This is a genomic window from Kribbella sp. ALI-6-A, assembly GCF_001984195.1.
Lineage (GTDB): Bacteria > Actinomycetota > Actinomycetes > Propionibacteriales > Kribbellaceae > Kribbella.
Map to the genome: position 1 here is coordinate 1,206,102 of NZ_MTQN01000011.1, position 21,811 is coordinate 1,227,912.

Here is a 21,811-nt window from a genome sequence, read left to right on the forward strand (position 1 = left end):
TACCTCAGTAAGCGAACTGGTCCAGCACCCCGAACTTGTCCGCGGCTCCCCCGTTGGACACCGCCACGATCCGCCGGCTGATGGTGTGCGCACCACCCACCGGCAGCTCCAGCTTGAACTTGCTCATCGTGAAGTTGCTCTGCGAGTACCCGGTGAAGGCACCGGAAGCCGCCGAGTACACCAACCCGTAGGTCTGGTTGTCCGGAGTCGTGCCCGACTGCCCGATCCAGCGCTTGGCGGTCGGGACCTGACTGAACGGTCCACCACTGGTGACCGGCGGGAAGCCGGCGACCGCCGAGCGGGACCCCGCGCCGTCGTGGTCCATCGCGTCACCCGCCCACACCGACAACGCGGCGCCCGACTCGTTGGTGAAGGTCGTCTCCGCCGTCACGAACGACTCGTCGGCCGTCGCCGTGTACGTCGTGACGATCTTCAGCCCCGGGTGCTCGGCCGACGTCCCGGTCACCCGGACGACGGCCTTCTCCCCCGAGTTCTCCACGATCCGTACGTCGGTCGACCGCGTCTGCAGTTGCGCCCACGCGTTGCCGCCGGTCGGCTCGGTCGTGCTCACGTACGGCAGGTTGATCCAGTCCAGCTGGTCCGGCTGCCCGGTGATCGCCAGGTCCAGCACCTTGCCCGTCGTCGACTGGTTCAGCTGCGGGTCGTTGTAGACCTTCGCCACCGCCAGCGCGAGCAACTTGTTCTCGATCACCACGTCGCCCGGTCCACCCTCGACCAGCCCGCTCGGCAGCCGCTTCCCGATGCTCGCGTCCACGTTCACCGGGCTGACCTGCAGGTCGATCCCGCTCGCCCCGCCGGTACCGACCGTCACCTCCCGCGCGGCCGTCGCGTAGCCGAGCTGCGCCACCTGGATGGTGTACGTCCCCGCGCCGCCCGGCAGCCCGACCCGATAGTTGCCAGCGGCATCTGTCGTCGTCCGGCCGACCGCCGTGCCGTCCTTGACCACGCTGACCGCCGTGTTGGCGACCGGCTTGCCGTCGGCCTTCAGCGTCACCGTGCCGGAGACGACCGGCCACGGCTGCGCCGACGTACCGCCCGGTGTGAAGGCGTACAGGTTGCCGTCGAAGGCTCCCGCGACCACCGTGTTACCGCTGACCGCCGGTCCCGCCGAGACCCAGGTGCCGATGTTCTGCGACCACAACGGCTGTCCCGTCCGCGCGTCCAGGGCGTAGAACCCGCCGCTGTTCGCCCCCACGAAGAGCGTGTTGCCGGCCAGCGCCGGTGAGGTGAACGACCCACCCCGGTACTGCGAACCCGGCAGCAACTGGTCCCAGATCACCGCGCCGGTGGTGGCGTTGAGCGCCGTCACCGCACCGCTCGGAAAGGACATGTAGACGGTGTTGCCGCTCAGCGCGGCCGCCGACGGCGTCGCGCCGCCGTTGACCAACGACGGGTGCGTGCTGGTGTAGCTCCAGAGCACGGCGCCGGTCGCACCGTCACGGGCCACGATCCCGTTGTTCGACCCGATGAACACCTTGCCGCCACCCGCGGTCGGTACGCCGTCCTGCCAGCCGCCGAGCGTGTCGGTCCCGGTCCACAGCTTCTGGCCGGTCTTCAGGTCGTAGGCGATCACGATGCTGCCGTCCTGATTGCCGACGTACACGCGACCATCGGCGACCGCCGGGGTCCCGTCGCTCATCGTGTTGCCCGCCATCGGCGAGCCCCAGATCCGCTGCCCGGTCTTGGCGTCCAGGGCCAGCAGGATGCCCGCCGCCGCCTCGCCGAAGCGGGTCTGGAACGGGAACAGCACCTTGCCGTCGGCAACCGTCACGCCGTAGTACCCGTAGGTGCGCTGGTTGTTGCCCTCCGGCGCGGGCTGCGGGTCGTTGCGCCACTTCAGCTGTCCGGTTTTCGCGTCGACCGCGAACAACGTGCCGCGCAGGGTCGGGACGTAGACCAGCCCGTCCGCGACCGCGATGCTGCCGTGCACCGACGACGGCACGTCGTAGCTCCACAGCTTCTTGCCGGTGGCAAGGTTCACCGCGTGGACCGCGCTGTTGCCCTCGCCGTTCTCGTCCCGGGTGCCGGCGTACACGACACCGTCGACGATCGCCGGTGAACCGGTCAGGAAGGTGCCCTTGGTCCGGTACGACCAGGCCAGCCGCTGCCCGGCCGCGATCGAGTCCTGGGCCACACCGCTGTGCGACGAGTCGCCGTGGTGCTGGTTCCAGTTCGCGCCGGCGACCGGCGTGACGGCCTTGTCGTTGGTCAGCGTGAACTTCGAGGTGCCCTTCCAGGTCGCGCCGGTCTTGTCGGCCGCCTCCACCTCCAGGGTGTGCTTGCCGATCTTCGCATTGCCCGGCAGGCCGGCGTACCAGGTGAACTCGCCGGTGGACCGCAGCTGCCGCCAGTTGCCGTTGTCGAGCCGGTACCGGACCTTCACCGGGGCGTCGGTGGTGTCGTAGGCGTTCACCTGGATGCCCGGGAACTTGTCCAGCGGCACCGAGGTCCCCGGCGCCGGGGACACGATCGTCAGGTCCTTCTCGGCGCCGTAGATCCGGAACGGGTTGTCGAAGGACTTGTTGTCCATGTTCACGAACCGGAACCCGCGCGGCGAGTTGTCGATCGTGTACGACGAGGAGACGGTCTGGATGTGCTTGGCGGTGCCCGCGAAGTCGCTGTTCGGCTCGACGTCGTTGGAGTGCTCGTGGCCGACCAGGATCAGCTCGGCGCCGTACTGCTCGAGCAGCTTGCCGTACGCGTCGTAGACCGACGGCGAGCCGAACGGCACGTTCATCGGCTGGTGCGCCAGCACGACCAGGCGCTTGCCCTCGGTCATGTGCAACGCGAGATCGGCCTTGGCCCACTCCAGCTGCTCGGCGAACGGCGCGGCGCCGTTGTTCTCCAGCACCAGGAAGTGCCGGTCGCTGTAGTCGAAGGAGTACCACTCCGGCCCGACGTGCTTGCGGTAGTTGTTGATCCGCGCCGCGTACGTCGAACCGGCGGCGTACTCGTGGTTGCCGACGGCCGGCCAGACCGGCACCTTCGAGTTCGCGGTCGAGGACTTGTAGAACTCGAACTCGGCGTCGGTCGCGTTGTTGGTCAGGTCGCCGCTGACCTGAATGAACGCGAGGTTCTGCCGGGTCGTGTTGATCTCGGTGATCTGCTCGGGCAGCTGCGCGTTCACGTGCGGGTCGGCGACGTTGCCGAAGGTGAAGCCGCCGCTCGCGGACCTCTTGTCCTTGCGCAGCCCGAAGTTCACCTCCCGGCTGTCCCCGGCCGCGAGCTGGCCGAGGTTGCGGTAGAACTTCGGCGTCATGTTGTCGTCGGTGCCGACCGAGTAGCCGGCCGGCTGGCTGACGAAGACCAGGTCGACGTCGCGACGCTCGACGTCGGTGCTGAAGCTGTAGCGCCCGGCGTTGTCGGTCACCACGAGCTGCTGGCCGTCGGACACGGTGACACCGGCCAGCGGGGTCTCGTTGGTGTCGAGCCGGTTGTCGTTGTCACGGTCCTCGAAGACCGTGCCGGTGATGGTGGCGGCGGGCGCGTCGGCCGCGTCGGCGATCACGCCGGTCAGCGGGACGCCGATCACCAAAGCGGCCAGGCCGCCGGTGACGCCGTACAGGATCTTGTGCCAGCGGGTGGCCGGTGGCCGATCGCTCGGGCGGGAGGAGCCGATCATGCGAGGAAGAACCTTTCTACGAACCAGTAGAGGCCGAAGGCGGCGACGACCCCTGTCGCCGAGCGGACCGCGGGAACCGAGATCCGGCTCCGGCGGACGAGCAGGAGCAGCGGGAAGACGGCCAGCAGCAGCAAGGCCTGGCCGGCCTCGATCCCGATGTTGAAGCTGAGCAGCGAGACCAGCAGTTCGGGGCTGATCTCATCGGTGATCCGCAGCGAACCGGCGAAGCCGAGTCCGTGCAGAAGGCCGAATCCGAAGACCACCGGCAGCCGGTGGCGGGTGGAACCGAGCAGGTTCTCGACCGCGACGAACGCGATCGAGAGCGCGATCAGCGGCTCCACGACGATCGCCGGCACGGTGAGCCCGCCGAGCAGCGTGGAGACCAGCGTGACGCTGTGCGCGACGGTGAACATCGACGTCACCTGGAGCAGGCTCTTCAGGCTGTGCGCGCCGAGCATGAGCGCGACCACGAACAGCACATGGTCGAGTCCGAGCAGGATGTGTTCGACGCCCATCGTGCCGAACTGCAGGCTGGACGCGGCGATCGAGCTGTCGCCGACGGTGAAGTCGTGGTGGCTCCGGTCGAAGACGGTCCGCCCGGAGTCGTCGCCGAAGTGGTACTCGACCAGGTTGGTGTGGTCGTCGGCAACGGCCTCGGCGTCGCCGAAGACGCTGTAGTGCAGCCGGAACACGCCTCGGTCGCCCGCGCAGGCGTAGGCCAGGCCGAGTTCGGCGTACGGCGTACCGGCGCGGGAGCCGACCGAGGTGCTGGCCAGCCGCGGCTCACAGGCGGCACCGTCGAGCGAGACGACGACCCGGTCGTGCAGGTAGGTCTCGAGCGCCGGCTTGGCGCGGTCGAGCGCCTGCGACCGCTGCCCGTCGTCCGTGGCCGGCGCGCCGAGATCGACCGCGCGCGCCAGTACGGCGTACTCGAGGCTGAGCTGGACGTTCACCTGACGGCCGTCCTGGGTGACGGTCGCGTAGCCGGTCGAGGCGATCACATGGGCGGAGGCGGCAGTGGTCCCCGCCAGCGCGAGGATCACGAGCAGGCCGAGAAGCGTGAACAGACGGCGCATGGAGTCCATCCCACGCGGCGCCGATGGCCGGTTGATGTCCGGTCAGGAAACTATCTACCGCCATCACAGGGATACCCGTAACCATCTGCGACCCTGTCGCGCGGGCAACACTCAGTGTTACCGTCGTGACTATGCGTCGCTGGCAGCGGGTTCTCGCAGTGGTCGTTGTCGCTACCGTCGTGTTCGTCCTGGAGGGCTGGCTGGCCAGCGCCCAGGCTGTGTCGCCGCCGTTGTTCAAGCAGTGCACGTACACCCGGACGGGGACGCCCGCGGCGGTCCGGCCGCCGTACTCGCTGACGCCGACGATCGGCGTGGTGAAGGTGACGGTGAAGACGACCCGCGGACCGGTCGAGCTACGGCTGGACCGGGCTAACGCGCCGTGCGCGGTGCACAGCCTGGGGCATCTGGCGCTCGGCGGCTTCTACCGGGACGCGTCGTGCGGGCGGCTCACGCCGGTGCTGCTGGAATGCGGACCGGCCGAGGCCGGGTTCCGCTTCCGCGCCGAGCTGTCCGGACGGGAGAAGTATCCGCGCGGCACCGTCGCGATGGTGCCGGCCGCCGGGCAGAACGCGGCGCGGTTCTTCGTCGTGTACCGGGACGCCGCGCTGCCGCCGCAGTACACGGTGATCGGGCGGGTGGTCGCCGGGCTCGGCGTGGTCGACAAGGTCGCGGCCGGCGGCACCGGCGACGGCGGCACACCGCGGACCCCGGTCACGATCACCGGGGTCCAGGTCGGCTGACGCGCTCCGGCTCAGAGAACCGGCAGCAGCTTGTTCAGCTCGAACGGCGTGACCTGCTTGCGGTAGTCCTGCCACTCGACCCGCTTGTTGCGCAGGAAGAAGTCGAAGACGTGCTCGCCGAGCGTCTCGGCGACCAGCTCGCTGTCCTCCATCGCGTGGATCGCCTCGGCCAGGCTGCTCGGCAACGGCTTGATGCCCAGCGCGCGGCGCTCGCGGTCGGTCAGCGACCAGATGTCGTCCTCGACCTCGCGCGGCAGCTCGTAGCCCTCCTCGATGCCCTTCAGCCCGGCGGCCAGCATCAGCGCGAACGCCAGGTACGGGTTCGCCGCGGAGTCCAGCGAGCGGAACTCGACCCGGCTGGACTGCCCCTTGTGCGGCTTGTACATCGGCACCCGGACCAGGGCCGAGCGGTTGTTGTGCCCCCAGGAGATGAACGACGGGGCCTCGTCGCCGACGGCGAGCCGCTTGTACGAGTTCACCCATTGGTTGGTCACCGCGGTGATCTCGGCCGCGTGCTGCAGCAGGCCGGCGATGAACGCGCGCCCGGTCTTGGACAGCTGGTACTGCGCGCCGCCCTCGAAGAACGCGTTCCGGTCGCCCTCGAACAGCGACATGTGGGTGTGCATGCCCGAGCCCGGCTGGTCGCTCAGCGGCTTGGGCATGAACGAGGCGTAGATGCCCTGGCTGAGCGCGACCTCCTTGACCACCACCCGGAACGTCATGATGTTGTCCGCGGTCGACAGCGCGTCGGCGTAGCGCAGGTCGATCTCCTGCTGACCCGGGCCGCCCTCGTGGTGGCTGAACTCGACCGAGATGCCCATCGACTCCAGCATGGTGATCGCCTCGCGGCGGAAGTCGTTGCCGATGCCCTGCGGGGTGTGGTCGAAGTAGCCCGAGGAGTCGACCGGCTCGGGATAGGTGCCCGGGGCGCCGGTCAGCGACTTGAAAAGGTAGAACTCGATCTCGGGGTGGGTGTAGAAGGTGAAGCCCAGATCGGCCGCCTTCGACAGCGTCCGCTTCAGCACGTGCCGCGGGTCGGCGAACGAGGCCGAGCCGTCCGGCATGTTGATGTCGCAGAACATCCGCGCGGTGCCCATCGTCTCGCCCCGCCAGGGCAGGATCTGGAACGTCGACGGGTCGGGCTTGGCCAGCATGTCCGCCTCGGTCACCCGGGCGAACCCCTCGATCGCGGAGCCGTCGAACCCGATGCCCTCGGCGAACGCACCCTCCAGCTCGGCCGGCGCCACCGCCACCGACTTGAGGAACCCGAGCACGTCGGTGAACCACAGCCGCACGAACCGTACGTCGCGCTCCTCGAGCGCGCGCAGCACGAACTCCTGCTGCTTGTCCATCGGCGGTTCCACCTCTCGACGCGACGTCATAGCACCGGACCTCACACAGTGTGCCCCGGCTCTGTTAAGCAGACGTTACGTGCCGAGTGGGACATCGCACGCTTCAGGGCCTAATGTGCTGCCGGTGCAGACTGTTTTCCACGCCGCCCTGATCGTGGCCTCGATCCTCTGCATCAGCGACCTGCTGCTCAGCACCGGCCGGTTCGTCCGGTCGATCCAGCGCAAGCGGCCGGCCGAGCTCGACGTACTGGGCCGCCGCTGGCTGCCGATCCCGGAGCTCGGCTTCGGCATGTTCGCGTTCTGCTGCCCCGGCCTGGTCACGCTCGGCCTGACCCACGAGGACGCCACCCTGCCGACCAAGCAGATCCTGCTCGCCGCGCTGGTCTTCGGGTACGCCGGTGCGGTGCTGTCCCGCGTCGTCCGGACCCCGGGCCCGGGCGGTCGCCGCTTCCGGCTACGCGCCGGCCTGCTGCTGGGTCTGCCGGCGGCTTTCGGTCTGGTCTTCGGTCTGTCCGGCGTCGCCGGCTGAGCTTCGCCGACGCCGGAACCAGGGAACGATCCGCTCCAGCGGCGCGAACGCCAGCCAGCAGACCACCGTCGGCAGGAAGTGGATCAGCAGGATCGCGGTGTTCGCGACGTGGAAGCCGATGAAGAACAGCGCGCCGAGCAGTTGCCAGCGGCCCTTCAGCCAGAGCACCACCGGCGACAGCACCTCGCCGATGAACCCGACCCACTGCATCACGTGCAGCATCCACGGGTGGTGCAGCAGCCACTCGCCGACCGGGTGCGGCCGCCGTACGATCGCCCAGGTCAGGATCGCGCTGCCCGGCCAGGTCAGCGCCCAGCCCGCGCTGCGCAGCTTGGCGACCGCGGACAGGAAGTACGTCGAGATCACGCTGATCTGCACGCAGCGGATCGCCCAGCCGGCCGCCTCCGAGGTGGTCTGGTCGGCGTAGACCGAGCCGGTGCGGGCCTTGTTCGGCGCGACCGTCGGCAGCACCCACAACGCCACCACCAGCGCGAGGTGGTCGTGGTCGACCTTGCCGTCGCTCATCCCGATCAGCACCCACCAGGTGAACGCCGGCGCGACGATCCAGCCGGCCAGCCGCGGCAGCCGGTTGGACGCACCGATCAGGCAGAACACGATCAGTACGACGTACAGGGTGGTCGTGTTCGCGACCGACGGCTTCGGCAGGTCGAAGAGCCGGGCCAGGAACAGCGGCTGGTAGAGGCCGGGGTGCTCGCCCTTGAGCCGGGTGTCGCGGACGAAGGCGTGCATGTCGAGGATGACGAACAGGTACAGCACGGTCCGCAGCCAGGCGATCCGCGCCAGCGCGATCTTCGGCGTGAACCAGTTCGCGATCGCGGTGCCCCGGCCGGTCCTCTGCTCGACGGTGGCGCTCATCGCCGTACCTGCCAGGTCGCCAGGACCTCGGCCTTCGGCGGCCCCTCCACGCGCCCCTCGACCAGTTGCGTGGTGTCGCGGATCAGCTCGAGCTTCACGTACTTCGGCTGGTCCGGATGCTTGCGCGCCCACCCGTCCGCCACCTGCTGCAGCAACGAGGGATCCTTCACGATCTCCCCCGTCCGCGCCTCGATCTCGGCCCGCGCCACGCCCGCGCCCTCGATGTTCAGCGGCACGTCCACCGACGTCCCGGCGTCGGTCTGCGCCTGGATCCGGGTGTAGGTGATCGACGCGTCGTCCGGCACGGTCATCGCGTACTGCGACATCGGCCCGAACGGCCAGACGTCGTCGGTCATCCGCACCGACCCGTTCACCAGCAACACGACCCCGACCACGGCGACCACGACCCGAAGCGCCTTCCCCACCCGCCCCAGCCGCAGCTCGCCACCCACGTCACCCGTCGTCACGCCCGCCATTACACACCAACTCCAGTTCGCCTCGGTCGCGAACGCCCCGACCGTCGCTGGCCCTTCGCTCGGTCAGAGTTGTCCCATGCGTTTCCCCGCCCTGCTCGTCGTCGCGGTTCTCCTCGTGACCGGCTGCGGCACCGAAGCCGCCGGCACGATGCCTGCGACGGAGCCCACCACCCCCGCCGCTCCGCCGTCTCCTCCGCCCACGCCCGCCGCTCCGCCATCTCCTCCGCCCACCCCCGAGCTGACCCGGCCGGTCTTTCCCACCAAGCTGCCGTCCCGCCGGCCGAACCCTGCCAGCGCCTACCAGCAGCTGACTGTGCACCGGCTGACGGAGCCGGACACGTCCCTGCGAGCGCCTGCGGCTGGGTTCGCACAGGTCGTGCTCGCCTGCGACTACGAGGAGTGGAGCCTGCAGGACGAACAGAACACCAGGGAGCGGATGCCTCCGAACAACCGCAGCGGCGACTATCTGTCGGCGCGGACCAGGACACGGACCCGCGAGGCCCTGGGCAGTCACGGCGATCCGATGGCCGCCGACTACTTCGCACGGTCCTTCACCAAGGACTCCTGGCCGACCCGCAAGCTGGTCACGACGTACGACGTCGCCCGCGCCAACCTGACCCGGGCGAACGTCGTCGCCGCACGGAACGCCTACGCCGAGGGCTGCTCGGCGCGCTACGTACCGCCCTTGCTCGACGCCGTTCGGGTCAGCGTCTACGCCCCCTGGGCCTGGAAGCTCTGAGAGGATTCTGCGATGGCGACGATTCAGGAAGTGGCGGAGGCGTTCTCCCAGCACCGCTTCTCGGTGGTCTACCCGTTCCTGCACCCCGACGTGACCTGGACGCTGGTCGGTGCGGCCAAGCTGGAAGGTCACCAGCAGGTGGTGCAGGCCTGCGAGAACGCCCTGGCCGAGTTGTCGCGGACCACGAAGCAGGTCCTGCGGTTCAAGACCATCGCGAACGCCGACGCGGTCGCGGTGCACGCGGTGACCCGGTACGTCGATACCCGGTGGAACTCCTCGATCGTCTCCTCCTGCGACCTGTACGACTTCACCCAGGGCCACCTGACATCGATCACGTCGTACACCGCGGAGGTCGGACCGGACTCGATCACCTGACGCTGCCGAAGGTGGAGGTGGCGGCTCCTGCCGAGCGGAGTCAGGCGTCCAGGCGCGTGAGGTGCAGCGCGACGGGACTCGTCGTACCGATCCAGACGAGCTGCGCGTGGGTGTCGGAGGTGACGACCGCACGCAACCCCGGGACTCCTTCGAGGGTGCCCTCGATCGACCGCGGTACGAGGTGCTCGAGCACCTCGGCGATCTCCGGACCGTCCTGCCATTCGACGCGGGCGGTCGACGGGTTCGTCTGCCACAGGTCCACCCACGTCGCCCCGTCCTCCTCGAACAGCCGCGTCCGCAGTACGCCGGCCACCAGGCCGAGCAGGGTCGCCGCCGGAGTGGCGACCAGGTTGAGCAGGTGCCGTTCGTCGTCGGACAGGTCCGGCAGAGTCGGCTGGTCGGCAAGGCTGAGGGTCACGTCGTACTCCGTGCGGGTGATCGCGGGTGGTCTGCGGATCGTCGGTCACTGTCGCACCGCGGGTCGACGCGACACGCCGGTGCGGTAGGTGAAGCGGCCGATCAGGATCTCGAACGGACCGCGGTGGTCGGCCCGCCGCATCCGGTCCGCGAGCAGCACCGTCACCGTCCAGGTCACCGTCGCCAGCACCGCCGTTGTTGCCACTGTCAACGTGTCCGAGAGGTCGAGCAGGTACGGCGTGAAGGCAACGGTCCAGACCACCGACTGCATCAGGTAGCAGCTAACCGAGCCAGCATCAGCGCCACCGGCTGTGCACCCAGTACGCCGATCGTGACGCCGGCGACGGCGGTGATCCGCAGCAGCCGCAGGTGTTCGGCCGGACGTTCGAGAATCTGCCGGCGTCCGGCCCACAGCCCGATCAGGAACGGCGTGGCGAACCCGATCGGCCCGAGCAACGCGATGAACGGGTGCACCAGGAGCCGGCGCGCGACCTGCGTACCGAGGTCCGGCGGCAGCATCGCGAGATCGGGCGGGTCGGCGCTGATCGACAGCGACGTGTCGCTCGGCACCGCGGTCAGCACCAGGAACAGCGTGGCGACGAACAGCCAGCGGTCCTTCCACCGGATCGCCCAGACGCCGAGGAACAGCAGTACGCCGTACGCGCCGAGGATGTCGCCGACGTACAGCAGCGTCGCGTGCAGCACCCCGAGCACGACGAGAACAAGGCTGCGCCGCCACAGCAGGAAACGGATCGCCCAGGGACTTGCGGTCTGCCGGCGGACGATCTGCGCGACGCCGTACCCGAAGAGCAGGCCGAACATCGGGAACGCGCGCCCGTCGACGAAAGTCGCGATCAGCCAGGTGACGGCGCGGTCGACCGCCGATCCGTCCTGCGGGAAGCCGCCGAGCACCGACGGTCCCCGCGGGAAATAGTGCGAGTTGGCCAGCGCGATGAACAGCAACATGAAGCCGCGGGCCAGATCCGGCCCCAGCGCGCGGTCGTGGATTCCGGTCGGTCCGAGCTCGGTGGTCGTCACGTATCTCAGTGAATCCGGCGGTGTGACGGCCTACGTCGGCGGAAAGTATCGCGACCCCGAACCTTGGTCTTCGGCAGCCTCGCACACCGGTGATCGTAAAGATCGGCCGAGTCGCTACGAGCCGCACCGGACAACCAGTAGGGTGCTCCCCGTGCCTCAGCTTCGGCTTGCTCTCGCCCAGCTCGACGTGACGGTCGGCGACCTCGACGGGAACGCGGACAAGGTCGTGTCCTGGACCCGTGACGCGGTCGAGCGCGGCGCCCACGTGGTCGCCTTTCCCGAGCTCGTGCTGACCGGCTATCCGGTCGAGGACCTGGCCCTGCGCGGCTCGTTCGTCGACGCGTCGCAGTCCAAGGTCGAGACGCTCGCGAAGCGCCTGGCCGACGAGGGTCTGGGCGACGCCGTCGTGGTCGTCGGCTACCTCGATCGCGCCGCCGGTACGGCGATGGGCGTCGACCGGCTCGGCCGCCCGAAGGGTTCGCCGACGAACTCGGCCGCGGTGATCCACCAGGGCCGCGTCGTCACCAGCGCGGTCAAGCACCACCTGCCGAACTACGGCGTCTTCGACGAGTTCCGGCACTTCGTTCCCGGCAACACGTTGCAGGTCGTGCGGATCCACGGCATCGACGTCGCACTGGTGATCTGCGAGGACCTGTGGCAGGACGGCGGCCCGGTCGCCGTCACCCGCGCGGCCGGCGCGAACCTGCTGCTGGTCGTCAACTCCTCGCCGTACGAGGCGAACAAGGACGACGTCCGCGGCGAGCTGGTCACCCGCCGGGCCCGCGAGGCCGGCTGCGCGCTCGCCTACGTGAACCTGGTCGGCGGTCAGGACGAGCTGGTCTTCGACGGCGACTCGCTGGTCGCCGACGCCGAGGGCACCGTGATCGCCCGCGCGCCGCAGTTCGAGCAGGGCTGCATGCTGGTCGACCTGGATCTGCCCGCCGCGACGGCGATCCCGGTCGCCGAGCACGAGGGCATCGAGATCGTGCACACCGTGCTGCACGAGGAGCCGCTGCCGGCGTACGAGCCGATCCCGGCCGCGCAGGCGCCGCGGCTGGCCGACGAGGCCGAGATGTACGGCGCGATCGTGACCGGGCTGCGCGACTACGTGCGCAAGAACGGCTTCAAGACCGTGCTGCTCGGACTGTCCGGCGGAATCGACTCCTCACTGGTCGCCGCGATCGCCTGCGACGCGATCGGTCCGGAGAACGTCTTCGGCGTCTCCAACCCGAGCATCTACTCCAGCGACCACTCCCGCGACGACGCGGCCGAACTGGCGGCGCGCACCGGGCTGAACTACCGCGTGATCCCGATCCAGCCGATGGTGCAGCCGTTCCTGGAGACGCTCGGGCTGACCGGACTGGCCGAGGAGAACCTGCAGGCGCGGGTGCGGGCCGTGATCTGGATGGGCCTGTCGAACGCCGACGGCCACCTGGTCCTTGCCTGCGGCAACAAATCCGAGCTGTCCGTCGGGTACTCCACCATCTACGGCGACGCGGTCGGCGGGTTCGCGCCGCTCAAGGACCTGCCGAAGACCGCGGTCTGGCGGCTGGCGAAGTGGCGCAACGCCGACGCGGTCGCGCGCGGTCAGCAGCCGCCGATCCCCGAGAACGCGATCGCGAAGCCGCCGTCGGCCGAGCTGCGGCCCGGCCAGGTCGACACCGACTCGCTGCCGCCGTACGAGCTGCTCGACGACATGCTGGACGACTACGTCGAGCAGGACCGCGGCAGCGCCGAGCTGGTGGCGGCCGGGTTCGACCCGGAGCTGGTCAGCAAGGTGGTCCAGCTGGTCGACAAGGCCGAGTACAAGCGCCGGCAGTATCCGCCGGGTCCCAAGCTCACCCACAAGGCGTTCGGCCGCGACCGGCGGCTGCCGATCACGAACGCGTGGCGTGAGAATGCCAGAAAGGCAGCCGACCACTGAGTGGATCCTGGCGGAACCGCCCTTCCTCCGAGACCCCCTGGGACAGCCCGTTCGACGAGCATCCCGGCCGGTCCGGCCTGCCCGGAGATGCTGTGAGCGATGCCTCACCCACAGCCGGTGGCGCTCACCCTCCGCAACGGTGGGACGATGGGGGGATGGTTGACAACTTCGTGTCGGCCGGTACCAACGGCGACGCCGACGACGAGCTGCCGGCGCCGTACGGGACCGGACCGAAGAACCGGACAACCGAGGAGCACCACCGCTCGGACTACGGCTACACCGACGACTCAGGCGACAGCTGGCGCGACCGCTCGACGCTGGAGGGCCTCGACCCGGCACCGTCGCTGCCGAACGCACCGCGGACCTACGAACGCGGGCCGGTACCGCAGCAGCCGTACGTTCCGAAGCCGCCGTTCCTGACCGAGGAACGCGGGTATCCCGAGCAGCCGCGCGCGTACGACGAGCCGCGGCCTGGGTACTACGACTCTTCCCGCGAGGGTGGTCGCAACTTCCCGCCGGAGCCGGGCCGGGATCCGGCCCGCGACGCGGGCCGGGATCTTGGGCGCGAGCCGGCGCGGGAGCTTGGGCGTGAGCCTGGGCGGGAGCTCGGACGCGAGCCTGGGCGGGAGCTTGGACGTGAGGCGGCGCGCGAGGCCGCCCGGTACGAGGACTCTCCGTTCGCGCCGTCGGCGTACCAGGAGCGGCCTCCGGCCCCGCCGCAGCCGGGCCGGCAGCAGAGCCCGTTCGCACCGCAGCAGGGTGAGCCGCCGCGGCGCGTTCCCGAGCCTCCGGCGAACCGCCAGGCGCCGCCGCCTCCCCCGCAGCGCCCGGCCGGGCCTCCTTCGGGCAACGGCTCGAACGGCTTGACCCAGCACAGCAACGGAATTCCGGGCAACGGCTGGAGCGGCAGTGCACCGACGCCGCCTCCGCCGCCCCCGTCGAACGGCCTGACCAACCGGCCGTCGACTCCGCCGCCCGCGCCCGGCAACGGCCAGCCCGCAAGCCCGCTCGGCGCCGGCAACGGCACCGCCCTCGGGACCAGCAATGGTCTGGGCTCCGGCACTGGTGGCAACGGTGCGCCGAGTAGCGGTCTCGGCGCCGGCTCGGCAGGCAACGGCCTCGGTTCGAGCTCGGCCGGCAGCAACGGCCTCGGCTCAGGCACCGGCGGCAACGGGCTCAGCGGCAACGGTCTGGGCAGTGGCGGTAACGGCCTGGGCAACGGACCTGGCAACGGCTACGCCAACCAGCAGTCGACCGGCCTCCAGCCGGCCCTCCCGCCCGCCGGCTCCACGCCTCCTCCCCCGCCGGGCGCCCAGCAGCGCCCGCCCGCCAATCGCCCGCCGGCTCCGCAGCCTCCGGCGAACCAGCACAACACGGCCGTCAACGGCTACCCCAGCGACCCGAGCGCGGAGTACGAGAGCAATACTCCGGAGAGCCGCACCGAAGCCGGCCCGGAGAACCGCCCCGGCAACCGCCCGGTCGGCGCCCGCCGCCGGGCCGACGTCCAGCAGGACGCCCCCAGCCAAGTGAAGGCCGAGGCCGTCGTCGCTCACCGAGCCCGCCGGGCCCAACCCGGCACGACACCTCCGGCACCCCCGAGCGCCGCGAACCAGCCAGGCACACCACCCGCACGCCCGGCCATCACGAACACGACGGCCTCGGATCCCGGCAATGCAGGCGTTCACGGCTCACCTGGCTCCACCGGGAGCACTCCCTCCGACGGCAGCAAGCGCCCGCGCAAGTACCGCATCCACCACCTGCGCGACATGAAGAGCCGCGGCGAGAAGTGGGCCATGCTCACGGCGTACGACCAGTACACCGCGGAGATCTTCGACGAGGCCGGCATCCCCGTGCTGCTGGTCGGTGACTCGGCCGCGAACAACGTGTTCGGCTACGAGTCCACCCTGCGCGTCACTGTCGACGAGCTGATCCCGCTCGCCCGCGCCGTCGCTTCGGCGGCCCAGCGCGCGCTGGTCGTCGCCGATCTCCCCTTCGGCTCGTACCAGGCCTCACCCGAGCAGGCGTTCCACACGGCCGTCCGCTTCATGAAGGAGGCCGGCGTCGCCGCGGTGAAGCTCGAAGGCGGCCGCACCGTCGTACCGGCGGTCGAGAAGCTCACCCAGTCCGGCATCCCCGTGATGGCACACATCGGCTTCACCCCGCAGAGCGAACACGCGATCGGTGGCTACCGCGTCCAGGGCCGCGGCGACCAGGCCGCGGGCCTGATCGACGACGCCGTGGCCCTCGCCGAAGCCGGCGCGTTCTCGATCGTGCTGGAGATGGTGCCCGGCGACGTCGCGGCCGAGATCACCAAGCGCGTCCCCGTCCCGACGATCGGCATCGGCGCCGGCCGCGACACCGACGCCCAGGTCCTCGTCTGGCAGGACATGGCCGGCCTGCGCTCCGGCCCGATGCCCCGCTTCGTCAAGCAGTACGCCGACCTGCGCGGCATCCTCACCACCGCCGCCATCACCTACGCCTCCGAGGTGGCCAACGGCATCTTCCCCGCCGACCAGCACACGTTCTAGATCCAGGGCAGCGCTGAGCGTTCCGTCCAGTACTCGGCGGGTGTCTGGGCGAACTCGGCGAGCGGTTCGACGGTGGTGGCGGCCAGGTTGCTCGTGAGTTGGCCGGTGGTGCTGGCGCCGCTGAGGACGACGTCGGCCCACGGGTTCGCGGCGGCGGCGCCGAGGGCGAGTGCGTCGGGGGCCACGTGGTGCTTCGCGGCGAACTCGGTGAACGGCGTGGAGCCGGCCTTCGCGGTGAGGCGGCCGTTGGCGACGGCTTCCTTGACGACCACGAACCAGCCCGCGTCGTGCGCCTCGGCGAGCGCCGGGCCAACGGAAGGCTCGAGCACGTTCCACGTCGACTGGACGGCGGTGAACGGGCCATCGAGTTCGAGGGCCGCACGCAACGTTTCGGCCTGGTGCGGCCCGCTGGTCGACAGCCCCACCCGTACGCCGGTGTCGGCGAGCTCGCCGAGACGGTCGAGCAGCTTGGCATCGCCGAGCGCGGGGCTGTCGTGCGTCAGGCTATGCACGAGGTAGAAGTCCGGCGCACCACCCAGCGCTTGCAGCGTCTCCGGCCACTGGCGTTCGAACGTCGCGAGCGAGTGATCCTTGATCTCGTGCTGGTCGGCGTCGAAGCGCCAGTCCGCGACGTACGTGTAGCCCCACTTCGAACCGATCGTCAGCTCGGCCCGGCGACTCGGCTGGGCCGCCAGCCACTCGCCGAGGAACACCTCCGCCAGCCCGTACGACCGCGCCGCGTCGAAGTACCGGACACCGGACCGCCACGCCTGGTCCAGCAGTTCGTGCGTACGGCGCCGCAGGTCCTCCACCGCGCGCCCCGGCGGCAGGTCCTCGTCGTGACCGAGATTGATGTAACCGGGCCGTCCGAGGGCCGCGAGCCCCAGACCGAAACGCGCTGTCATACGGCGATCGTCTCACCGCACTCCAACCACCGACGGCACGGTCCCCTGCGTGGTTCGCGTGCGCCGCGGCCGGACCAGGCCGGAATGGTTGCTGACGGCGACGCGCCGTGAAAGTGGTCGAAGGACGGGACAGGTCGTCTAGCGTTTTGAGATGTGACAGATTCCCGGCTGCCGCCCCCAGGCACCGTCGTCCGCCGGACGACGGCCCGCGTCCTGCCCGTCCGTCCGGACGGGAGGGTGCTGCTCCTGCACGGCTGGGACCCGCTGAAGCCCGGTACGCCGTACTGGTTCACGATCGGCGGCGGCGTCGAGGCGGGCGAAACCGTGGTCCAGGCCGGACTGCGGGAACTGCGCGAGGAGGTCGGCATTCTGCTGCCGTCAGACGCGCTCGGCGAGCCGGTGGCGACCAACACGATCGAGTTCGAGTGGGGCGGCTGCCCGATCATCCAGCACCAGACGTTTTTCGCGGTCGGCGTCGACACCGTCGAGGTGACGTTCGCCAACCAGGAAGAGCTGGAACTGCAGACGATCAGCGCGCACGGCTGGTGGCATCCCGACGAGCTCGAGGCGACCGGTCAGGCCGCGCACGTCACGATTCCCGGGCTGCTGCGGCTGGCGGTCGAGGCGATCAACCTGCGGCAGGCGTCCTGAACCTCAGCGCTCGCGCGCCTTCTTCAGCACCTTCTTCTTGAGCTTCTTCTTGTCCACCTCGTAGTGCCGCAGATCGATGCGCTCCGCGCAGCCGGCATCGGCCAGCCGCTTCAGGACCACCGGGCACTTCTTGCACCTCGGCTTGTCCTTGCAGCACTTCTTCTTCGCAGTCATCGACGGCACGCTTGGAGGATAGGTGAGCCTGACCTAAGCGTCTACCTGAGGGGGCAGTCACGTGGCACAGCTCACCCGGTCCGTCCGCTGAGCTGATCGGCCAGCACGGCCCGCGCCTGGACCAGCGACGGCCCGTACCAGGTCAGGTGCCGCCCGGAAACGCAGATCGCCGGCTGCGAGAAAGCCTCCGGCCCGTCGCCGGGGGAAAACGCGTACGGCTCGTCGGGAAGCACCACGACGTCGTACGCCGGTAACGCGTCCAGGTCGATCCTCGGATAACGCTGCGCCGATTGTGCGAACACGTTGTCGATACCGAGCCGGCGTAAGACGTCACCGGCGAACGTGTCCCGGCCGAGTGCCATCCACGGCCTTCGCCAGATCGGAATCACCGCCCGCCGGCGCGGACCGTCGTACGGCGTACTCCAGACTTCGCGGGCTTGTCCGAGCCATTGTGGAGTGCTGCCGGTGATCGCCGAGAGCATTCGTTCGAGTGATCCCAGTGACTCCTCGACAGTTGCCGGTGTGGTCACCCAGACCGCGATTCCGTGTGCGCGCAACGCGTCGAGATCGGCGGCGCGATTCTCTTCGGCGTTCGCGACGACGACATCGGGACGCAGCCGCACGATCTGTTCGACGTCGGGATTCTTGGTGCCCCGAACACGCGTCACGTCGAGGTCCCACGGATGCGTGCACCAGTCCGTCGCGCCCACCAGCAACGACCGATGGGTGAAGGCGATCGACTCCGTCAACGACGGCACGATGCTGACCACCCGGGTGATTTCAGCGGGCATCCGGACGGGGTTTCGCTGGTCGTCGTACAGGGTTCGCACGGCAGTTGATCCGATCGTTCGCAGAGACGTTGCCGAGGACAACACTGTCCGAAAGTGCGCCGAAGTGGCAGATCGGTGCGCGTGTCGCCAACATTTCTTCACCACCCTCGGGCATGCTCGGGGCACACCGAAAACCCTTCTGCACAAGGATTTTCGGCATTACCGTGCGAATTGCCGGCGCGGACGCCTTGACCTGTGGGCCATTCAGGTGCTTTACGTGGGCACCAAGTGTTGTCATCATCAGGACGACGAGGAATCCACCGTGGTTTTCCTCAGCCGCACCAAGGAGGCAGAGTGCCAGCCAAGAAGGCAGCCGCAGGGAAGGCGACAGCCAAAAAGGCTTCTCCCGCCAAGAAGACTGTCGCCAAGAAGGCCCCAGCCGCGAAGACGACCACCGCGCGCAAGGTCACCGCAGCGAAGAAGACAGTGACGAAGAAGGTGAGTGCGGCCAAGAAGGCGGTCTCCAAGGCACCCGCCAAGAAGACCGCAGCAAAGACCACCGCGGTGAAGAAGACGACGGCCACGAAGAAGGCGACGGCCAAGAAGGCGCCCGCCACGAAGACCGCCGCCAAGAAGACGACGGCCACCAAGACCGCCGCCAAAAAGGTGACCACGGCCAAGAAGGCACCGGCCAAGAAGACGACGGCGACCAAGACCGTGGCGAAGAAGTCGCCGGCCAAGAAGGCCACCGCGACGAAGACCGCCGCCAAGAAGGCGCCGGCCCGCAAGGTCGCCGCGAAGAAGGCGCCGGCGAAGAAGGTCGCGGCCAAGAAGGCCCCGGCGAAGAAGGTCGCCGCGAAGAAGGCTCCGGCCCGGGTCGCCGCGAAGAAGGCACCGACCCGCAAGGTCGCCGCCAAGAAGTCACCGGCTCGCAAGGCCCCGGCCCGCAAGGCTGCGGCCCGCTAGGCCTGATCGGCCAACGAGCGAGGGGCACCACCGGGATCCGGTGGTGCCCCTCGGCACGTTCAGTCCGTGGTGATCAGTCGTCGTTCCACTTCGGGTCGTTGTCCCAGGACTCGTTGCGTTCCTCGACCTTCTCCAACGCGCGCGCCGCTTCCTCCGGCGAGCTGTACGGCCCGAGCCGGTCGGCGGACTTCGCACCCTGGTACGGCTCGACCTGACCGGTTCTGGTGTTGTAGTACCACTCGTTGCTGTGATCGTCGTCGGCCATCGCAGCAGACCACCTTCCGGGTGAAGTTGTCGCAACTAACTAGAATGATCCCACCATGTCGATTCTCACTCCCGGCATCATCTCGCCGCGCCGCCCTGTTCCCGCCTCCATTCCGCGCCCGGAGTACGTCGACAAGCCCGCGCCGACGCCGTTCGACGGCTCCTACGTCACGTCCCCCGAACTGGTCGAGAAGATGCGCGTGGCGAGCAGACTCGCCGCTCAGGCGTTGCAGGCCGTCGGCGAGGCGGCCAAGCCCGGAGTGACCACCGACGAGCTGGACGCGATCGGTCACGAGTACCTGGTCGAGCGCAACGCGTACCCGTCGACGCTCGGCTACCGCGGCTACCCGAAGTCGTTGTGCACCTCGGTCAACGAGGTGATCTGCCACGGCATCCCCGACGACCGTCCACTCGAGGACGGCGACATCGTCAACGTCGACATCACCGCGTTCATCGACGGTGTGCACGGCGACACCAACGCGACGTTCCTGGTCGGTGACGTCGACGAGGAGAGCCGGCTGCTGGTCGAGCGCACCCGCGAGGCGCTGAACCGGGCGATCAAGGCGGTCAAGCCCGGCCGGCAGGTCAGCATCATCGGCCGCGTGATCGAGTCGTACGCCAAGCGTTTCGGCTACGGCGTCGTCCGCGACTTCACCGGGCACGGCATCTCGACGTCGTTCCACTCCGGGCTGATCATTCCGCACTACGACGACGAGCGCTTCGACGACGTGATCGAGCCCGGCATGACGTTCACGATCGAGCCGATGCTGACCCTCGGCAGCTACGACTACGACCTATGGGACGACGGCTGGACCGCCACCACCAAGGACAAGTCGCGCACCGCCCAGTTCGAGCACACGCTCGTCGTCACCGACACCGGCGCCGAAGTCCTCACGCTGCCGTGAGCGAACCCGACCGGCCGCAACCAGCCGCTCCTGCGCCTGCACGCGATCGGTCGCGTTCTTCCGGGGTGAACGTGCTGCGCTACGACCGGTCGCATCTGGACGGTGTCCTGGCGATCTGCGCGGCCGAGGACTGGCCGAGCTTTCCGTCCGATCCCGACCGCGCCCACGTCGTACTCACCGCGCCCGGCGTGACGAGTGTGGTCGCCGTCGAGCACGGTCAGGTGCTCGGCTTCGCGTACTTGCAGAGCGACGGCCACATCCAGGCGCACCTGTCGTTGATGGCCGTGCACACCGCCCATCGCCGCCGCGGCATCGGCCGTGCCCTGCTCGAGTACGCCGCTCCGCTGACCGGTGCCTTGCGCATCGATCTGGTCACCGACACCGCGAAAGACTTCTACGCCTCGTTCACGCACCGCACGTTCAACGGCTTCCGGATTTATCCCTGACCGCCACGACCACGTAGAGCGTCACCGTGGCGAGAAACGGCCCGGTGGACAGGTGATCGAGCCAGGCTTCGGCCGACTTCGCTGACAAATAGCCGGCTTCCACCGCGCGCTCGGTGTTGCGGTGCAGCCCGAGAATTTCGTCGGCGGACCGGACGTCGCGAAAGGCCGAAACGATCGGAAGCACGGTCGGTACGCCGAATCCCGCGTCGATCGCGAGCCGGGCCAATTGGCGGCCGATCACTGCGTTGCGCACGATCCGATCGGCGATGTGCCGGGTATAGGCGCGGGACGACTCCAGATCGGGATGATCGATCGCCAGCAGGTCCCAGTCGGGTTCGCCCATCACGAGCGTGCCGCCCGGACGCAGCACGCGATGAGCCTCCGCGAGCGCCTTCGCCGGATCGTCGACATGCTGCAGCACGCGATCCGTGCGGGCGCGATCGATGCTGCCGTCGTCGAACGGCAAGGCGTGCAGGTCGCCCAGCCGTACGTCGATCGTCGGAGAGTCCGCAGTGCGTTCGCGGGCTCGATCGACCATCTCCCGACTGACGTCGACGCCGATCACCGTCCCCGACGGCCCGACTGCGTCGGCGAGCGTGCCGAGGTCGGTACCAGGCCCGCAGCCGAGGTCGACAACGGTCTCTCCAGGCCGGGCGTCGAGCGCTTCGAGCATCGTCTGCTTGTACGCACGCCCCGACTCGGTCGCCGCCACCCGGTCGAGATAGCTGACCTGCCCAGGCACAGCGGTCTCGAACACCCGAGCCATCGAACGGGCCTCCCGCTCCAGCTGCTCACGCCCCGCCGCCGTCAACCGCACCGGCCGCTGCCGCCCGACACCCTCCAGTGGCTCGACCCACCCCTTCGCCTCCAGCCGAGCCAACGCGCCGTACAAGCTGCCCGCGCCGAGCCGCTGCCCGGTGAGCTTCTCGATCGCCGCGTTGACGGCGTACCCGTGCAGCGGCCCGTCGACGAGCACGGTGAGCACCTGCAGTTGAGCGTCGTTGGTCCGCATGCCGT

The 21,811-nt window shown here is 69.3% G+C and carries 23 protein-coding genes; 10 read left to right on the plus strand and 13 right to left on the minus strand.

The genetic code is table 11. From position 1 onward, the window contains the following. Positions 1-4 precede the first annotated feature (4 nt). Both BWI15_RS26165 and BWI15_RS26170 read right to left on the minus strand, forming a co-directional pair. Positions 5-3,643 (minus strand): outer membrane protein assembly factor BamB family protein, encoded by a 3,639-nt coding sequence (locus BWI15_RS26165; RefSeq protein ID WP_077017073.1) that lies wholly within the window; start codon positions 3,641-3,643, stop codon positions 5-7. Further along, positions 3,640-4,719, minus strand: a complete 1,080-nt coding sequence (locus BWI15_RS26170) for a HupE/UreJ family protein (RefSeq protein ID WP_077017074.1) — start codon at positions 4,717-4,719, stop codon at positions 3,640-3,642. The genes BWI15_RS26165 and BWI15_RS26170 overlap by 4 nt, the downstream gene beginning before the upstream one ends. A gap of 131 nt (positions 4,720-4,850) precedes the next feature. Between BWI15_RS26170 and BWI15_RS26175 the strand changes: the two genes are divergently transcribed. Then, complete coding sequence (locus tag BWI15_RS26175) at positions 4,851-5,459, plus strand: peptidylprolyl isomerase (RefSeq protein ID WP_202817726.1); 609 nt, start codon at positions 4,851-4,853, stop codon at positions 5,457-5,459. Between the two features lie 11 nt (positions 5,460-5,470). On the opposite strand, the gene glnA is transcribed toward BWI15_RS26175, so the two are convergent. Further along, entirely contained in the window at positions 5,471-6,811 is a 1,341-nt protein-coding gene (gene glnA, locus BWI15_RS26180) for a type I glutamate--ammonia ligase (protein WP_077017075.1), read from the minus strand. Positions 6,812-6,935: 124 nt separating this feature from the next. On the opposite strand from glnA, the gene BWI15_RS26185 reads away from it, so the two are divergent. Continuing rightward, positions 6,936-7,340: a hypothetical protein gene (locus BWI15_RS26185; RefSeq protein ID WP_077017076.1), complete on the plus strand. Its 405-nt coding sequence runs from the start codon at positions 6,936-6,938 to the stop codon at positions 7,338-7,340. Here the strand turns inward: BWI15_RS26185 and BWI15_RS26190 are convergent. Both BWI15_RS26190 and BWI15_RS26195 read right to left on the minus strand, forming a co-directional pair. Further along, positions 7,266-8,216: an HTTM domain-containing protein gene (locus tag BWI15_RS26190; protein ID WP_077017077.1), complete on the minus strand. Its 951-nt coding sequence runs from the start codon at positions 8,214-8,216 to the stop codon at positions 7,266-7,268. The two genes, BWI15_RS26185 and BWI15_RS26190, sit on opposite strands and share 75 nt — an antisense overlap. Beyond that, positions 8,213-8,692, minus strand: a complete 480-nt coding sequence (locus BWI15_RS26195; protein ID WP_077017078.1) for a hypothetical protein — start codon at positions 8,690-8,692, stop codon at positions 8,213-8,215. Before BWI15_RS26195 ends, BWI15_RS26190 begins: the two co-directional genes overlap by 4 nt. Before the next feature lie 76 nt (positions 8,693-8,768). Between BWI15_RS26195 and BWI15_RS26200 the strand changes: the two genes are divergently transcribed. Both BWI15_RS26200 and BWI15_RS26205 read left to right on the plus strand, forming a co-directional pair. Further along, positions 8,769-9,431 (plus strand): hypothetical protein, encoded by a 663-nt coding sequence (locus BWI15_RS26200; RefSeq protein ID WP_077017079.1) that lies wholly within the window; start codon positions 8,769-8,771, stop codon positions 9,429-9,431. A 12-nt stretch (positions 9,432-9,443) separates the two neighbouring features. Further along, a complete protein-coding gene (locus tag BWI15_RS26205) occupies positions 9,444-9,806 on the plus strand; it encodes a nuclear transport factor 2 family protein (protein WP_077017080.1) in 363 nt (120 codons plus the stop codon). Positions 9,807-9,846: 40 nt separating this feature from the next. Here BWI15_RS26205 and BWI15_RS26210 read toward each other — a convergent pair whose 3' ends face one another. Genes BWI15_RS26210 through BWI15_RS26215 form a run of 3 tightly spaced genes read right to left on the minus strand, consistent with a single transcriptional unit; the run spans position 9,847 to position 11,261 of the window. Then, on the minus strand, positions 9,847-10,224 hold the full coding sequence (locus BWI15_RS26210; protein WP_077017081.1) for a hypothetical protein: 378 nt from the start codon (positions 10,222-10,224) through the stop codon (positions 9,847-9,849). A 45-nt stretch (positions 10,225-10,269) separates the two neighbouring features. After that, positions 10,270-10,494 (minus strand): DUF418 domain-containing protein, encoded by a 225-nt coding sequence (locus tag BWI15_RS40215; protein ID WP_237771467.1) that lies wholly within the window; start codon positions 10,492-10,494, stop codon positions 10,270-10,272. Further along, positions 10,494-11,261 carry a DUF418 domain-containing protein gene (locus tag BWI15_RS26215; protein WP_237771468.1) on the minus strand — a complete coding sequence of 256 codons (768 nt, stop codon included), beginning with the start codon at positions 11,259-11,261 and terminating at the stop codon, positions 10,494-10,496. The genes BWI15_RS40215 and BWI15_RS26215 overlap by 1 nt, the downstream gene beginning before the upstream one ends. A gap of 151 nt (positions 11,262-11,412) precedes the next feature. On the opposite strand from BWI15_RS26215, the gene BWI15_RS26220 reads away from it, so the two are divergent. Both BWI15_RS26220 and panB read left to right on the plus strand, forming a co-directional pair. After that, positions 11,413-13,185 carry an NAD+ synthase gene (locus BWI15_RS26220; RefSeq protein ID WP_077017082.1) on the plus strand — a complete coding sequence of 591 codons (1,773 nt, stop codon included), beginning with the start codon at positions 11,413-11,415 and terminating at the stop codon, positions 13,183-13,185. Between the two features lie 155 nt (positions 13,186-13,340). Beyond that, the gene (panB, locus tag BWI15_RS40220; RefSeq protein ID WP_237771469.1) at positions 13,341-15,713 is read left to right on the plus strand and encodes a 3-methyl-2-oxobutanoate hydroxymethyltransferase; all 2,373 of its coding nucleotides are present in this window, start codon (positions 13,341-13,343) and stop codon (positions 15,711-15,713) included. Here the strand turns inward: panB and BWI15_RS26230 are convergent. Beyond that, the gene (locus BWI15_RS26230) at positions 15,710-16,618 is read right to left on the minus strand and encodes an aldo/keto reductase (protein ID WP_077017083.1); all 909 of its coding nucleotides are present in this window, start codon (positions 16,616-16,618) and stop codon (positions 15,710-15,712) included. The genes panB and BWI15_RS26230 overlap by 4 nt on opposite strands. Positions 16,619-16,771: 153 nt before the next feature. Between BWI15_RS26230 and BWI15_RS26235 the strand changes: the two genes are divergently transcribed. Next, entirely contained in the window at positions 16,772-17,269 is a 498-nt protein-coding gene (locus BWI15_RS26235) for an NUDIX hydrolase (RefSeq protein ID WP_077017084.1), read from the plus strand. A gap of 3 nt (positions 17,270-17,272) precedes the next feature. Here the strand turns inward: BWI15_RS26235 and BWI15_RS39525 are convergent, their stop codons facing one another. After that, entirely contained in the window at positions 17,273-17,443 is a 171-nt protein-coding gene (locus BWI15_RS39525; protein WP_168197371.1) for a hypothetical protein, read from the minus strand. A gap of 71 nt (positions 17,444-17,514) precedes the next feature. Continuing rightward, the gene (locus BWI15_RS26245; RefSeq protein WP_168197372.1) at positions 17,515-18,234 is read right to left on the minus strand and encodes a helical backbone metal receptor; all 720 of its coding nucleotides are present in this window, start codon (positions 18,232-18,234) and stop codon (positions 17,515-17,517) included. A gap of 333 nt (positions 18,235-18,567) precedes the next feature. Between BWI15_RS26245 and BWI15_RS26250 the strand changes: the two genes are divergently transcribed. Beyond that, a complete protein-coding gene (locus BWI15_RS26250) occupies positions 18,568-19,179 on the plus strand; it encodes a histone H1-like repetitive region-containing protein (protein WP_077017086.1) in 612 nt (203 codons plus the stop codon). 73 nt (positions 19,180-19,252) lie between these two features. Here BWI15_RS26250 and BWI15_RS26255 read toward each other — a convergent pair whose 3' ends face one another. Continuing rightward, the gene (locus BWI15_RS26255; protein WP_077017087.1) at positions 19,253-19,444 is read right to left on the minus strand and encodes a hypothetical protein; all 192 of its coding nucleotides are present in this window, start codon (positions 19,442-19,444) and stop codon (positions 19,253-19,255) included. 55 nt (positions 19,445-19,499) lie between these two features. Between BWI15_RS26255 and map the strand changes: the two genes are divergently transcribed. Next, positions 19,500-20,348 carry a type I methionyl aminopeptidase gene (map, locus tag BWI15_RS26260; RefSeq protein ID WP_077017088.1) on the plus strand — a complete coding sequence of 283 codons (849 nt, stop codon included), beginning with the start codon at positions 19,500-19,502 and terminating at the stop codon, positions 20,346-20,348. A gap of 65 nt (positions 20,349-20,413) precedes the next feature. Then, positions 20,414-20,794, plus strand: coding sequence for a GNAT family N-acetyltransferase (locus BWI15_RS26265; RefSeq protein ID WP_077017089.1), 381 nt, complete (start codon positions 20,414-20,416; stop codon positions 20,792-20,794). Here the strand turns inward: BWI15_RS26265 and BWI15_RS26270 are convergent. Continuing rightward, complete coding sequence (locus BWI15_RS26270; protein ID WP_077017090.1) at positions 20,769-21,806, minus strand: methyltransferase domain-containing protein; 1,038 nt, start codon at positions 21,804-21,806, stop codon at positions 20,769-20,771. The two genes, BWI15_RS26265 and BWI15_RS26270, sit on opposite strands and share 26 nt — an antisense overlap. Positions 21,807-21,811: the final 5 nt, after the last annotated feature.

What these genes read in the sequence shown, in the direction of transcription:
- BWI15_RS26165 (WP_077017073.1), bottom strand. Translation starts at nt 3,643, where the DNA reads ATGATCGGCTCCTCCCGCCCGAGCGATCGGCCACCGGCCACCCGCTGG.
- BWI15_RS26170 (WP_077017074.1), bottom strand. Translation starts at nt 4,719, where the DNA reads ATGCGCCGTCTGTTCACGCTTCTCGGCCTGCTCGTGATCCTCGCGCTG.
- BWI15_RS26175 (WP_202817726.1), top strand. Translation starts at nt 4,851, where the DNA reads ATGCGTCGCTGGCAGCGGGTTCTCGCAGTGGTCGTTGTCGCTACCGTC.
- glnA (WP_077017075.1), bottom strand. Translation starts at nt 6,811, where the DNA reads ATGGACAAGCAGCAGGAGTTCGTGCTGCGCGCGCTCGAGGAGCGCGAC.
- BWI15_RS26190 (WP_077017077.1), bottom strand. Translation starts at nt 8,216, where the DNA reads ATGAGCGCCACCGTCGAGCAGAGGACCGGCCGGGGCACCGCGATCGCG.
- BWI15_RS26195 (WP_077017078.1), bottom strand. Translation starts at nt 8,692, where the DNA reads ATGGCGGGCGTGACGACGGGTGACGTGGGTGGCGAGCTGCGGCTGGGG.
- BWI15_RS26200 (WP_077017079.1), top strand. Translation starts at nt 8,769, where the DNA reads ATGCGTTTCCCCGCCCTGCTCGTCGTCGCGGTTCTCCTCGTGACCGGC.
- BWI15_RS26205 (WP_077017080.1), top strand. Translation starts at nt 9,444, where the DNA reads ATGGCGACGATTCAGGAAGTGGCGGAGGCGTTCTCCCAGCACCGCTTC.
- BWI15_RS40215 (WP_237771467.1), bottom strand. Translation starts at nt 10,494, where the DNA reads ATGCAGTCGGTGGTCTGGACCGTTGCCTTCACGCCGTACCTGCTCGAC.
- panB (WP_237771469.1), top strand. Translation starts at nt 13,341, where the DNA reads ATGGTTGACAACTTCGTGTCGGCCGGTACCAACGGCGACGCCGACGAC.
- BWI15_RS26230 (WP_077017083.1), bottom strand. Translation starts at nt 16,618, where the DNA reads ATGACAGCGCGTTTCGGTCTGGGGCTCGCGGCCCTCGGACGGCCCGGT.
- BWI15_RS39525 (WP_168197371.1), bottom strand. Translation starts at nt 17,443, where the DNA reads ATGACTGCGAAGAAGAAGTGCTGCAAGGACAAGCCGAGGTGCAAGAAG.
- BWI15_RS26245 (WP_168197372.1), bottom strand. Translation starts at nt 18,234, where the DNA reads ATGCCCGCTGAAATCACCCGGGTGGTCAGCATCGTGCCGTCGTTGACG.
- BWI15_RS26255 (WP_077017087.1), bottom strand. Translation starts at nt 19,444, where the DNA reads ATGGCCGACGACGATCACAGCAACGAGTGGTACTACAACACCAGAACC.
- map (WP_077017088.1), top strand. Translation starts at nt 19,500, where the DNA reads ATGTCGATTCTCACTCCCGGCATCATCTCGCCGCGCCGCCCTGTTCCC.
- BWI15_RS26270 (WP_077017090.1), bottom strand. Translation starts at nt 21,806, where the DNA reads ATGCGGACCAACGACGCTCAACTGCAGGTGCTCACCGTGCTCGTCGAC.